The sequence below is a fragment of the Kineococcus gurbantunggutensis genome, from assembly GCF_050871925.1.
In the GTDB taxonomy this organism is placed as follows: domain Bacteria; phylum Actinomycetota; class Actinomycetes; order Actinomycetales; family Kineococcaceae; genus Kineococcus.
Genome location: NZ_JBJLSG010000057.1, coordinates 15,756 through 28,889 on the forward strand (window position 1 = coordinate 15,756; position 13,134 = coordinate 28,889).

A 13,134-nucleotide genomic window follows, 5' to 3' on the forward strand; every position below is an offset into this window, starting at 1 on the left:
CCCGCGGGCCGGACCCCCGAACCCCCAGAACCGCCCGAACCCCCAGAACCCGCGCGGCCCCCCGCGCACCGCGACCCGGAACAGGCCGGGCCCGTCCAGAGAGGCACGCCATGGCGTCCGTCCCCACGCAGATCGCGCTGCTCGCCCGGACCCCCGGGGGCGCGAGCACCGACACGTGCGACCCCGACCTGCCCAGCGGGCCGTGGCAGTTCGACGCCGTCCCGGGCCTGCCGCTGCCGGCGCCCACCTACGGCGCCGGGGCCTCCCGGCAGGACCCCGCCCCGGCCACGACGCCGGTGCAGCAGCAGATCCCCGCCGAGTACCGGCTGCTGGGCCCGGAGGAGCTCGACGCGCGCATCCGCGCCGCCAAGGAGCGCCTCGGCTCCCGGGTCACCGTGCTCGGGCACGCCTACCAGCGCGACGAGATCGTGCGGTACGCGGACTTCGTCGGCGACTCCTTCCAGCTGGCGCAGCAGTCCCAGCGCCACCCGGAGGCGGAGTTCGTCGTGTTCTGCGGCGTGCACTTCATGGCCGAGACCGCCGACCTGCTGACCACCGACGAGCAGCCGGTGATCCTGCCGAACCTGGCCGCTGGCTGCTCGATGGCCGACATGGCCGACATCGATGCGGTGAACGCCTGCTGGGAGCAGCTCACCGCGCTGTACGGCACCGAACCGGACGCGGACGGGAAGGTGCCCGTCCTGCCGGTGACGTACATGAACTCCGCCGCCGCGCTGAAGGCGTTCTGCGGCGCGCACGGCGGGATCGTGTGCACCTCCTCCAACGCCCGCGAGGTGCTGGAGTGGGCGTTCGAGCGCGCCCAGCGGGTGCTGTTCTTCCCCGACCAGCACCTGGGCCGCAACACCGCCAAGGCGATGGGCGTGCCGCTGAGCGCGATGCCGCTGTGGGACCCGCGCAAGCCGCGCGGGGGGAACCCCGCCGAGGCCCTGCACGACGCGCGCGTGGTGCTCTGGCGCGGCTGGTGCTCGGTGCACCAGCGGTTCACCGTCGAGCAGATCGAGGCCGCCCGCGCCGCGAACCCCGACGTGCGCGTGGTCGTGCACCCGGAGTGCCCGGTGGAGGTCGTCGACGCCGCCGACGAGAGCGGCTCGACGCAGTACATCCAGCGCGTCGTGGACGCCGCCCCGGCCGGCACGGCGTTCGCGATCGGCACCGAGGTGAACATGGTGCGCCGGCTGGCCGACACCCGCCCGGACCTCACCGTCACCTGCCTGGACCCGGTGGTGTGCCCGTGCTCGACGATGTACCGGATCCACCCCGCGTACCTGGCGTGGGTGCTGGAGTCCCTGGTGGAGGGCCGCGTGGTGAACCGGGTGCGGGTGGAGCAGCAGGTCGCCGCCGACGCCCGCACGGCGCTGGAGCGCATGCTGGCCGTGCGGCCGTGAGCACCGCCGCCCCGTCCCGCGGGGTCGCCCCGGGCGGTCCGGGCGCGGCACCCGGCGGGCAGGAGTGCGACGTCCTCGTGCTCGGCGCCGGGATCGCCGGGATGACTGCGGCGCTGGACGCCGCCCGCACCGGCTCGGTGGTGCTGGCCACCAAGACCGACCTGGGCGACGGCAGCACCCGCTACGCCCAGGGCGGGATCGCGGTGGCCGCCGGCGCCGGGGACGTCGACGCGCACGTCGCGGACACCCTGGCCGCCGGGGCGGGTCTGTGCGACGGGGCGGCCGTGCGCGCCGTCGTCGCCGCCGGGCCGGCCGCGCTGCGCGCCCTCGCCGCGCGCGGCGTGGCGTTCGACCGCGACGGCGGGGGGAACCCCGCGCTGTGCCTGGAGGCGGCGCACTCGCGCCCGCGCGTGGTGCACGCCGGCGGGGACCGCACCGGCGCCGCGGTGTCCGCCGCGCTGGCGGCCGCGGTGCGCCGCAGCGCCGTCGCCGTGCACGAGGACGCGTTCTGCGCGGACCTGCTCGTGGAGGACGGCCGCGTCGTGGGCGCGGACCTGCTGCTGCGCAGCGCCTCCGGCGCCGACGTGCCGCACCGGGTGCGGGCGCGCGCGGTGGTCCTGGCCACCGGCGGGGCCGGGCAGCTGTTCACCCGCACCACGAACCCCGCCGTCGCCACCGGCGACGGCCTGGCCGCCGCCTGGCGCGCCGGGGCGCTGCTGGCGGACCTGGAGATGTACCAGTTCCACCCCACGGCCGCGGCCGTGGGCGAGCCGTTCCTCGTCTCCGAGGCGGTGCGCGGCGAGGGCGCGGTGCTGCTGGACGCGGCCGGGCACCGGTTCATGCCGGCGCTGCACCCGCGCGCCGAGCTCGCCCCGCGCGACGTCGTGGCGCGCGCCACCGGCCGGGCGGTGGCCGCGCACGGCGGCCGCCCGGCGCTGCTGGACGCCACCGGCCTGCGCGCGCGCACCGGCCGCTCGTTCGCGCAGCGCTTCCCCGGCATCGCCGCGATGTGCGCGGCCGCCGGGGTCGACCCCGACCGCGAGCCGGTGCCGGTGACGCCGGCGGCGCACTACCTCATGGGCGGGGTGCGCACCGACGCCTCCGGGCGCACCAGCGTGCCGGGGTTGTGGGCGGCCGGGGAGGTGGCGTGCACCGGCGTGCACGGCGCGAACCGGCTGGCCTCGAACTCGCTGCTGGAGGCGCTGGTCACCGGTGCGCGCGTGGCCGCCGACGTCGCCGCGGTGGCCGCCGGGGCCGCGGACGCACCCCCGGCGTTCGGCGCCGACGAGGTCGTGGACGTGCAGGGCACCGCCACGGCCCGCGCCTCGCACGTGGCCCGCCGCGACCTGCGCGCGGCGCTGTGGGAGCACGCCGGGCTGTTCCGCGACGCGGCCGGCCTGGAAGTCGCCGCCAAGCTGCTCACCCCCGACGAGACCCCCCTGGACCTGGCGGACCTGCCGGGCGTGGACCGCCGCGCCCGCGAGGACGCCAACCTCGTGCTGGTGGCCCGGCTGCTCGTCACCGCCGCCGCGCTGCGCACCGAGAGCCTCGGCGCGCACCACCGCGAGGATCACCCCGAGACCCCCGGCGCACCGCGCCGGCGCACCCTGCGGAGGACCGCGTGAACCACCCGACCACCCCCCGGGCGGCCCTGGCCGCCGGCGCCCCGGCCGGTGCGGTCGCCGCGGTCGTCGCCGCCGCGCTGGCCGAGGACGCCCCCTGGGGAGACGTCACCAGCGAGGCGCTGCTGCCCGCCGGGGCCGTCGCCCACGCCGAGCTGCGCGCCCGCGAACCCGGCGTGCTCGCCGGCACCGCCGCCGCGCTCGCGGCGTTCGAGCAGGCCGCCGCGCTGACCGGCGGGGCGCTGCTGCGCTGCGGGTTCTCCCCCGACGGCACCCGGTTCGCCGCCGGCGACGTGCTGGGCCGCGTCAGCGGCACCGCGCTGGCCGTGCTGCGCGCCGAGCGGGTCGCGCTGAACCTGCTGCAGCACCTGTCCGGGGTCGCCACCCTCACGGCCGCGTTCGTCGACGCCGTGGCGGGCACCGGCGCGCGCGTGGTCGACACCCGCAAGACCACCCCGGGGCTGCGGGCGCTGGAGCGCGCCGCGGTGCGCGCCGGCGGCGGGCGCAACCACCGCTGGTCGCTCTCGGACGCGGTGCTCGTCAAGGACAACCACCTCGCGGTGCTGCTGGCCGAGGGCGTGGACGTCACCACCGCCCTGCGCGCGGTGCGCGAGCGCGTGCCGCACACCACCGCGGTGGAGGTGGAGGTGGACCGCCTCGACCAGCTCGACGCCGTCCTGGCCGCCGGGGTCGACGTGGTGCTGCTGGACAACTTCTCCCTGGAGGACCTGGCCGAGGGCGTGCGCCGGGTGCGGGCCTCCTCGCGGGCGCTGGTGGAGGCCAGCGGCGGGGTGCGCCTGGACACCGTCGCCGCGATCGCGCGCACCGGCGTGGACCTGGTCTCGGTGGGGGCGCTGACGCAGAACGCCCGCACGCTGGACCTGGGCCTGGACGTGGAGGTCGCCACCGGCGACGCCGAGCGGGTGGCGCCGTGATCTACCTGGACCACGCCGCGACCTCCCCGCCGCGCCGGGAGGTGCTCGAGGCGGTCTGGCCGTACCTGACGCGGGTCACCGGCAACCCCTCCAGCGCGCACGAGGCCGGCCGCGCCGCGAGGGCCGGCCTGGACGCCGCGCGCGCCGGGGTGGCGCAGGTGCTGCGCTGCCGCCCGGGCGAGGTCGTCTTCACCGGCGGCGGCACCGAGGCCGACAACCTCGCCGTCACCGGCATCGCCACCGCGGCCCCGCGCGGGCGGCGCGTGGTGGTCTCCGCGATCGAGCACCCGGCGGTGCTGGAGACCGCGCGGGCGCTGGCGCGGCAGGGCTTCCGCGTGGACGAGGTGCGCGTGGACGCCCGCGGCGTGGTGGACCTGGAGCACCTGGAGCGGCTCGTCGACGACGGCACCGCCCTGGTCTCGGTGATGTACGCCAACAACGAGATCGGCACCGTGCAGCCGCTGGCGCAGGTGTCGGCGCTGTGCCGCGCCGCGGGCGCGCCGCTGCACACCGACGCGGTGCAGGCCGCCGGGCACCTGCCGCTGGAGGTGGACGCCCTGGGCGTGGACGCGCTGTCGGTCTCGGCGCACAAGTTCGGCGGGCTGCGCGGTTCCGGCGCCCTGTTCGTGCGCGGCGCGGTGCCGCTGGAGGCGGTGACGCACGGCGGCGGGCAGGAGGGGGGGCGGCGCTCGGGCACGGTGGACGTGGCCGGCGCCGTCGGCACCGCCGTGGCCCTCGGCCTGGCCGAGGCCGCGCGCGAGGAGGAGAGCGCCCGGCTGGTCGCGCTGCGCGACCGCCTCGTCGCCGGGGTGCTGGACGCCGTGCCGGGCGCGCGGCTGACCGGCCACCCCGTGCAGCGCCTGCCGCACCACGCCTCGTTCTGCTTCCCCGGCGTCGGCGGGGAGACGGTGCTGCTGGAGCTGGAGGCCGCCGGGATCGTGTGCTCCAGCGGCTCGGCGTGCTCGGCCGGTTCCGAGGACGCCTCGCACGTGCTGCTGGCCACCGGCCTGGACGCCGACACCGCCCGCACCGCGGTGCGGTTCTCGATGGGCCCGGGCACCGGCGAGCAGGACGTGGAGGCGGTGCTGCGGGCCCTGCCGGCGGCGGTGCGCGCGGCCGCGGGGGCGTGAGCCCCGGCTGGTGGGCCGGGCCCGTCCGTGGCCTCATGGTCGCGTGACCGAGAACCCCGCCGCCCGGCCCGCCGTCGCCCTGCTGGGCACCTCCACGATGGGCGCGGGCATGGCCCGCAACCTCGCCGCCGCCGGCCTGCCGCTGACCGTCTGGAACCGCACCGCGGACAAGGCGCGCCCGCTGGCGCGGGTCGGCGCCCGCGTGGCGGAGGACCCCGCTGCGGCGGTGCGCGGCGCGGAGGTGGTGCTGACGATGCTGTTCGACGCCGACAGCGTCGAGCAGACCGTGCGCGCCGCCCGGGAGGGGTTCGCCCCCGGCGCGGTGTGGGTGCAGACGAGCACCGTCGGGGTGGAGGGCGTGGAGCGGCTGGCCCGCGTGGCGGCCGAGCTGGGGCTGCGCTTCGTCGACGCGCCCGTGCTGGGCACCAGGGGCCCGGCCGAGCAGGGCGCGCTGACCGTCCTGGCCGGCGGCGACGAGGAGCTGCGCCCGCTGCTGGAGCCGGTGTTCGCCGCGATCGGGCAGCGCACCCTGTGGGTCGGCGGCGTCGGGGCGGCCTCGCGGCTGAAGCTGGCCTGCAACGCGTGGGTCCTCACCGTGGTCGACGGCGTGGCGAGCTCCCTGGCGCTGGCCCGCGACCTGGGCGTGGACCCGCGCCTGTTCCTGGAGGCGGTGCGCGGCGGGGCGATGGACTCCCCGTACGTGCAGGGCAAGGGCGCGGCGATGCTCGAGGGCCGGCACGAGGCGCAGTTCGGCCTCGGCGGCGGTGTCAAGGACCTGGAGCTGGTGCTGGAGGCGGCCGCGGCCGCCGGCTCGGACGCCGCGCTGGCCCGCGCGGTGCACGACCACTTCGCCGCCGCGGCCGCCGCCGGCCGCGCCGGGCAGGACGTCAGCGCCGTGTGGTTCGCGCACGAGCCGACCCGCCCCTCCTGAGCGGCGCCCGGGGGGGGCGCCGCCGACCGGTGCCGTCACCGGTGAGGAACGGTCCGCGCGGCGGTCGGCACCGGTGAGCACCCGCCGACCCGCGAGCAGGAGGCCCCGTGACCCGCAGGGCGATCGTCTTCCACGGCACCGGCGCCGGCCCCGGCGCCTGCTGGTACGGCTGGCTGGCCGGGCGGCTGCGCGAGCGCGGCTGGGAGGTGGAGGTGCCGCACCACCCCGGCACGAACGTCGAGCCGGTCGCGACGTTCTTGCCGCGCGTGCTGGCCGCGCACGCCTTCGACGCGGACACCGTCCTGGTCGGGCACTCCGGGGGCGCCGCGCTGCTGCTGGCCCTGCTGGAGCACCTCGGGCGCTCGGGGGTCGCCGTCGCGCACGCCGTCCTCGTCGCCGGGTACCACCGCCCGCCCGGCGCGGCGCGGGAGCCGGTGCTGCAGGAGGGCTACGACTGGGCGCTGGTGCGCCGCGGCGCGCGGGAGCTGACGTTCCTGAACTCGGTGCGCGACCCGTACGGGTGCGACGCGCAGCAGGGCCTGGAGATGCTCGGGCACCTGGGCGGCACCCTCGTGGTGCGCCCGGAGGGGCACTTCGGCGACGCGGACGACCCCTGCTCGGAACTGCCCCTGCTGGAGCGGCTGCTGCTCTGAGGGGCCCGGCGGCGGCCCGGGGCGGCACGCCCCGGGCCGCGGCACCCTCCCCCTGACACGGGGTGGCGGCGCGGGGCGGGGCGGTTCCGTAGGGTGGCGGGCACGAGAGGGAGGACCCACCGGTGGACGAGAGCGCCCTGCTGTCCCGCTACCCCCGCCCGGTCGCCGTGCCGGCCGCGCAGGTGGCCGCCGCGCACGCCCGCACCGGCACCGTCCTCGTCGTGCTCGACGACGACCCGACCGGCACCCAGTCCGTCGCCGACCTGCCGGTGCTCACCTCCTGGGCCGAGGAGGACGTCGCCTGGGCGCTGGGCCTGGGCGCGCCGGCGGTGTACGTCCTGACCAACAGCCGGGGCCTGTCCCCCGCCGCGGCCGGCGCCCTGACCCGCGAGGTGGTCGCCGCCGTGCTGGACGTCGCCGGGCGCACCCGCACCCGGGTGCGGTTCGTCAGCCGCAGCGACTCCACGCTGCGCGGGCACTTCCCGCTGGAGACCGACGTCGTCGCCGCCACCGTCGCCGAGCGCGGCGGGCGGGCCGTGGACGCGGTGGTGCTCGTGCCCGCCTTCCCCGAGGCCGGGCGGATCACCGTCGGCGGCGTGCACCTGCTGCGCACCCCCGGCGGGCTGCTGCCCGCCGGGGAGAGCGAGTTCGCCCGCGACGCCACGTTCGGCTACGCCTCCTCGGACCTGCGCGAGTGGGTGGCGGAGAAGACCGGCGGGCGCACCCGCGCCGAGGACGTCGTCGTGCTCGACCTGGCGCTGCTGCGCTCCGGGCCCTCGGCCGTGGCCGCCGCCCTGGCGCCCCTGACCGGCGCGCGCACCGTCGTGGCCGACGCGGTGGGCGAGGACGACCTGCGCCTGCTGGCCCTGGGGCTGGTCGAGGCCGAGGCCGCCGGCAAGGAGCTGCTGTACCGGGTGGGCCCGCCGTTCGTGCGCGCCCGCACCGGCCAGGAGGTGCGCGCCCCCCTGACCGCGCAGGAGGTGTTCCGCGACGGGGCCCGCCCCGGCGGCGGGCTGGTCGTCGTCGGCTCCCACGTGGGCCTGACCAGCCGCCAGCTCGCCGCGCTGCAGGCCGAGCGGCCCGCTCTGCCCTCCCTCGTCCTGGACGTGCCGCGCCTGCTCGACGGCTCGGCGGAGGAGCACGTGCGCGAGGTCGCCGACCGGGCCGCGGCGCTGCTGGCCGAGGGGGACGTCGTGCTGCACACCAGCCGCGCCCTGCACCGCACCGACGACCCCGAGGAGTCCCTGGCGATCTCGCGGCGCGTGTCGGCCGCCGTCGTCGCCGCCGTGCGGCGCGTGCTGGCCGCGCACCCGCCGCGCTTCGTGGTGGCCAAGGGCGGCATCACCTCCAGCGACGTGGCCGCCCACGGCCTGGGCGTGCGGCGCGCGCTGGTGCGCGGGCCGCTGCTGCCGGGCACGGTCTCGCTGTGGGAGCCGGTGGGCGGGCGCGCCGCCGGGACCCCCTACGTGGTCTTCGCCGGCAACGTCGGCGACGACGGCTCGCTGGCCGCCGTGGTGCGCACCCTCAGCGCAGCGCCGGCGCGCTGAGGGCCGCGGCCCGCAGCTGCGGGCGCACGTGGGCGCGGTGCACCAGCACCAGCAGCAGCGCCACGCTCACCACGACCACGGCGACGTGCACGGTCAGGCTGGTGCCCAGGTCCCACAGGGTGTGCAGCACCACCGCCAGCGCGAAGGCCCCGGCGAAGCCGGCGAGCGCCCGGCCCCGCGAGCGCGAGGCGGTGGTGCGCCACAGCGCGGCGACCACGAAGCCCGTCCAGGCCACGTGCCCGGCGGGCGAGAGCAGCGCCCGCAGCTGCAGCGTCTGGTCCACCGCCGCCAGGCTGCCCGCGCTCAGCAGCGCCTGGAAGCCGTAGCCCATGGTCTCCAGCACGGCGAAGCCGGTGCCCGAGGCGATGCCCACGACGATGCCGCCGCGCGCGTCGCGGGGGCGGGTGACCAGCAGCACCACCAGCGGCACCACGAGCTTGGCGGCCTCCTCGATGACGCCCACCAGCAGCACCGAGGCCGGCCCGAGCTCCAGCAGCGCGCGGTACTCCAGCACGCCGGCGGTGAGCGTGCCCACGACCCCGCCGGCCACGGCCGTGGTCACCACCACCCAGGCGCGCACCGGGATGCTGCGCCCGCCGCTCTCGGCGAACACCAGCACCGCCAGCGGCACGGTGGCCGAGCCCAGCAGCAGCAGCGAGGGGAAGAACGTCAGGTTGCGCGTGCCCACCATGACGCGCAGCACCACGACGTAGGCGACGACGCCGGCGACGAGCACCGCCAGCCAGGCGACGCGGCGCAGGGCGGTGGGTGCGGGGACCGGGTGCTGGACGACCACGGGGACACCCTGCCCGCCCCCGGTCCCCCGCGCCCGCCGAGCCGGTGCGCGCCCGCCGGGCGGGGGCCCGCACGGGGCCCGGGCCGGGCCGCCGGGCCGCCGTCAGCCGGCGAGCCCGTCCGGGGCGAACGGCACCGACTCCAGCAGCTCCCACGGCCCGCCGAGGTAGCGGTGCACCTCCACCCCGGTGGCGCGCACCTCCCACGGGGAGAAGGCCGCCGACAGCTGCGCGACGGTCTCGCGCGCCCGCTGCGGGGTCACGAAGTTCTGCACGGTGACGTGGGCGGAGAAGCGCTGGGCGTCCTGGCGGGTCAGCCACGGCGCGAACCGCCCGGCGAGGTCGGCGTGCAGCGCCTGCAGCTGCGCCGAGCGCAGCACCAGCGCCGCGCCGCGGCCCAGGGAGCGCACCCCGTCGACCCGCACGGGGAAGGCGGGGCGCCGGCACCCCTCGGTGACGGCCTCCAGCACCGCGGGCAGCTCCTCGCCGGGCAGGGCGTGGAAGAGGGTGACGTGCGCGCCGACCTTCAGCCGCTCCGGCGGGAAGTGCCGGCGGCGCAGCTCGTCCAGGTGGCGCTGGTCGGCCGGCTCCAGCGCCAGGGCCAGCACCAGCGGGGCGGCGCCGGGCGCGGCGCTCACCGCGAGCCCAGCACCAGCACGGCCCCCAGCAGGGACGTCACCAGGGAGATGCCGCCGAGCACGTTGGCCGCCGTCCACCAGCCGCGGTCCGGCGCGCGGCGCGCCAGCGCCCGCACGGACAGCACCAGCACCACCACGGACATCACGATCGACAGCGGGAAGAAGGCCACCGAGACGATCAGGGACAGCCCGGCCGCGATGGTGGCGCCGATGGCCCCCGTGGACGTGCGCCGCTCCTCGTACGGGTCGGTCACGGGCACCGCGGGGGGCGCCTGGCGGGGACGGGGGTTCCTGCGCTGAGCCACGCGCCCACTGTGCCACCCGGCACCGACCGGCACGCGCGACGGCCGCCGCACCCCGGCGAGGGGTGCGACGGCCGTCGCGGTGCAGCGGGCGGTGCGGCGGGCTCAGCCCACCGACACCACCGTGGGGATGCGGGACTGGCCGTAGAAGACCGCGCCGAGGTACTGCTTCGCGGGGTCCAGGCCCTTCCAGGACAGCGTGTACGTCGCCTCGCGGGCCAGGCGCACCGGCAGCGGGTCCGGGCTGGCGGTGAACGAGCCGGCGCCGCCGGTGGCGGGCACCTGGAAGTCGGTCAGCCGGTAGCCGGCCGACGTCTTGCCCGGTGCCGCGGCGAAGGTGGTCACGCCCACCACGTAGGTGCCCGGCTCCAGCAGGGTGGTGACGCGCTCGTCGGCGGCGGCGGTGCCGGAGCTGGCCACCGGCACCTCCTGCCCGCCCTGGACGCGGTAGAGCACCATGTCCAGGTCGGCCGCGCGGTCGTCGGCGACGACGTCGAAGCGCGAGAGCACGGTGCCCTGCGGCACCTCCACGCGGGTCTTCGTCTCCTTGCCGGTGGCGGCGCTGCCGGTGGCGCTGCGCCCGGCGGCCAGGCCGGCGGCGGTCAGGTCCAGGCGCCCGGTCAGGCCGGCGGTGACGGTGACGTCCTGCGAGCCGGAGGCGCCGGTCAGGGCGACCTCGCCGGGGGCGGCGACGGTCTCCGGGAACAGCGCGATCGGGGAGCGCACGGTGCGGTCCGCGCCCTTCCAGGTCAGCGAGCCGGTGGCCCACCGCTCCAGCGGGGCGCTGGTGCGGGTGAGGGTGACGGTGAACCGCTTCGTCTGGCCGGCGGTCATCACCAGCAGGCTCGGGGACACCTTGACGTCGAAGCCGGGCACCGAGGCGGTGCCGTAGTACAGCCCCGAGGTGGTGGCGGTGACGCTGCGGGTGACCGTGCGGGTGCCGGCGAGGTCGCCGACGGCGATGGAGGGCTGGTTCAGGTCGCTGGGGTCGACCGCCTCGACGCCGGTGCCGGTGTCGACGCCGGAGCCCTCCAGGTACTGCAGCCACTCCAGCGGGCCGGAGTCGTAGACCAGGCCGGGCTCGAGCATCCGGGTGGGGTCCACGAACCCGGCGCCGCCGGCGAACGGGTCGCGGGCCGGCGCGCCGTCGGCGCCCACGAGGTCGCGCGCCGTGGTCATCAGCGCGGACTTCACGGCCATCGGGGACCACTGCGGGTGGGCGGTGAGGTGCAGCGCCGCCAGGCCCGTCACGTGCGGGGCGGACATCGAGGTGCCCGACAGGGGCGCGAAGAGGTCGCCGGAGATGCTGGCCTCCGGGGAGTACCCGGCGAGCACGCTGACGCCCGGCGCGGCGACGTCGGGCTTGAGCACGTCGCCGTCGTTGACGAAGGTCGGGCCGCGCGAGGAGAACCCGCCGATCTGCGGGGTGGGCGTGGCCCGGCCCGTGGTGTTGCCCAGCTCCAGGGAGGCGGTGGCGCCCTTCTTGCGGGCGTGCGCCTTCACGGCCTCACCCGCGGCGGTGTCCAGGTGGACGGTCGGGACGTGGTGCTGGTCGGCGTCGAGGCTGTTCTCGGTCGGGTTGACCAGGACCATGCCGACGCCGCCGGCGCGCTCGACCTCGGCGGACTTCTCCACGCGGCCGTTGCCGCCGCGGTCGCACACGACGATCCTGCCCGCGGCCTTGGCCGGGTCCAAGGAGCCCGCCAGGCACAGCTGCGCGTCGGCGGCCTTCGCGCCCGGCGCGGCGACGGCCGTGCTCAGCGCCAGCGGGGAGCGCGGCAGCGGGGTGACGTTGAAGCTGGCGCCGACGAAGCGGCGCCCGTCGCCCAGGCGCACGGTGCCCTCGCGCAGCACGGAGGTGGCCGCGCCGACCGTGGTCAGCCAGGGGCTGGCGTGGTCGAGGGTGGAGGCGCCGGGGCCGGAGTTGCCGGCCGAGGCGGAGACGAAGATGCCCGCGGAGGCGGCGGACAGGAACGCCAGCTCCACCGGGTCCACGACGTCCGTGGCGGCGCCGCCGCCGATGGAGAAGTTGATGACGTCGACGTTGTCGGCGACCGCGGCGTCGATGGCGGCGACGAGGTCGGAGTTCGCGCAGCCGGCGTCGCCGCTGGCGGCGGTCCAGCACACCTTGTAGACGGCCAGGGCGGCGGCCGGCGCCACGCCGGTGGTCTCGCCGAAGTCGGCGCCGTCGACGGTGGCGCGCACGCCGGACAGGCCGACGGCGGTGGTGGCGGTGTGGGTGCCGTGCCCGTCGGTGTCGCGGGCGCTGGCCGGCTCGGTCTCGGCCAGCGGGCCGTTGCCGGCGGTGAAGCCGGTGGAGAACACCCGGGCGCCGACGACCTTGGTGGTGCAGTCCGCGGCGTCCCAGTCGTCCCCGGTCTCGCAGGTCCCGGTGAACGTGCCGCCGTCGTTCTTGGCCATCCGGACCTGCCCGGAGGCGGTGCGGTACGGCGAGAACTCGTCGCCCGCGGCGGGCGCGGTGCCCAGCGGGCGCCCGGCCACCGAGGGGTGCTCGGGCCACAGGCCGGTGTCCAGGTCGGCGACGACGACGCCGCGCCCGGCGCCGGCGGCGCCGCCCAGCCCGCTCCACACGCCGTCCGGGCCGGTCAGGCCCAGGTAGTCGGCCGTGGTGGCCGCGGTCCCCGAGCCCGTGGCGGGCGCGGCCGCGGCGGGCTGCGCAGCGGCGCCGGTGGCGCCGGTGGCGCTGCCGGCGGTGGGGTGGCGCAGGACGTCCTTGGTGACGGCCAGCACGCCGGGGGTGCCGGCCAGCTCCTGCGCCTGGGCGGCGGTCAACTGGGCGGCGAAGCCGTTGAGGGCGACGGTGTACTGCTGGGTGGGGCGCGCGCCCACGGTGCGGGCGACGTCCTCCTGCGTCTTCAGCAGGGTGCGGCGGTAGTCCTGCGCCGCGCGCTGGGTGACGTCGACGCCGCCGCCGGGGGCGGACTTCAGCTTCGGCTCGGCGGCGGTGGAGCCGTCGGCCTTGGCGACGGGGTCCCCGGCCAGGACGACGACGTAGCGGCCGTCGGAGTAGGGGCCGGCGGCGGTGCCGGGCGCGGCCGGCTCGACGACGGGCGGGGCGGCCACGGCCGCCGCGGGGGCGGCGGCCAGCAGCAGGCCGGTGGTGGCGATGGCCAGCAGGCGGCGGCCGCGGCGGGGACACCGAGGAGGGGGGCGCG

At 78.1% G+C, this 13,134-nt stretch carries 11 protein-coding genes; 7 read left to right on the forward strand and 4 right to left on the reverse strand.

Features of this window, described 5'->3' with window-relative positions; genetic code table 11:
• Positions 1–110 precede the first annotated feature (110 nt).
• The 7 genes from nadA (at position 111) to ACRYR7_RS12505 (ending at position 8,224) form a co-directional block, all read left to right on the forward strand.
• Positions 111–1,406: a quinolinate synthase NadA gene (nadA, locus tag ACRYR7_RS12475; RefSeq protein ID WP_432572419.1), complete on the forward strand. Its 1,296-nt coding sequence runs from the start codon at positions 111–113 to the stop codon at positions 1,404–1,406.
• The gene (gene nadB, locus ACRYR7_RS12480; RefSeq protein ID WP_432572420.1) at positions 1,403–3,031 is read left to right on the forward strand and encodes an L-aspartate oxidase; all 1,629 of its coding nucleotides are present in this window, start codon (positions 1,403–1,405) and stop codon (positions 3,029–3,031) included. Before nadA ends, nadB begins: the two co-directional genes overlap by 4 nt.
• Before the next feature lie 26 nt (positions 3,032–3,057).
• Positions 3,058–3,963 (forward strand): carboxylating nicotinate-nucleotide diphosphorylase, encoded by a 906-nt coding sequence (gene nadC, locus ACRYR7_RS12485; RefSeq protein WP_432572430.1) that lies wholly within the window; start codon positions 3,058–3,060, stop codon positions 3,961–3,963.
• Entirely contained in the window at positions 3,960–5,093 is a 1,134-nt protein-coding gene (locus ACRYR7_RS12490; RefSeq protein ID WP_432572421.1) for a cysteine desulfurase family protein, read from the forward strand. Before nadC ends, ACRYR7_RS12490 begins: the two co-directional genes overlap by 4 nt.
• Before the next feature lie 43 nt (positions 5,094–5,136).
• Positions 5,137–6,024: an NAD(P)-dependent oxidoreductase gene (locus ACRYR7_RS12495; RefSeq protein WP_432572422.1), complete on the forward strand. Its 888-nt coding sequence runs from the start codon at positions 5,137–5,139 to the stop codon at positions 6,022–6,024.
• A 107-nt stretch (positions 6,025–6,131) separates the two neighbouring features.
• Positions 6,132–6,677: an alpha/beta hydrolase gene (locus tag ACRYR7_RS12500; protein ID WP_432572423.1), complete on the forward strand. Its 546-nt coding sequence runs from the start codon at positions 6,132–6,134 to the stop codon at positions 6,675–6,677.
• Between the two features lie 122 nt (positions 6,678–6,799).
• Entirely contained in the window at positions 6,800–8,224 is a 1,425-nt protein-coding gene (locus ACRYR7_RS12505; RefSeq protein ID WP_432572424.1) for a four-carbon acid sugar kinase family protein, read from the forward strand.
• On the opposite strand, the gene ACRYR7_RS12510 is transcribed toward ACRYR7_RS12505, so the two are convergent.
• The 4 genes from ACRYR7_RS12510 to ACRYR7_RS12525 form a co-directional block, all read right to left on the reverse strand.
• A complete protein-coding gene (locus ACRYR7_RS12510) occupies positions 8,202–9,020 on the reverse strand; it encodes a PrsW family glutamic-type intramembrane protease (RefSeq protein ID WP_432572425.1) in 819 nt (272 codons plus the stop codon). The two genes, ACRYR7_RS12505 and ACRYR7_RS12510, sit on opposite strands and share 23 nt — an antisense overlap.
• Before the next feature lie 102 nt (positions 9,021–9,122).
• A complete protein-coding gene (locus ACRYR7_RS12515) occupies positions 9,123–9,656 on the reverse strand; it encodes a 2'-5' RNA ligase family protein (RefSeq protein ID WP_432572426.1) in 534 nt (177 codons plus the stop codon).
• Positions 9,653–9,961, reverse strand: a complete 309-nt coding sequence (locus ACRYR7_RS12520; RefSeq protein ID WP_432572427.1) for a hypothetical protein — start codon at positions 9,959–9,961, stop codon at positions 9,653–9,655. The genes ACRYR7_RS12515 and ACRYR7_RS12520 overlap by 4 nt, the downstream gene beginning before the upstream one ends.
• A gap of 102 nt (positions 9,962–10,063) precedes the next feature.
• The coding region (locus ACRYR7_RS12525) for a S8 family serine peptidase (RefSeq protein ID WP_432572428.1) at positions 10,064–13,134 on the reverse strand (3,071 nt) is incomplete at its 5' end.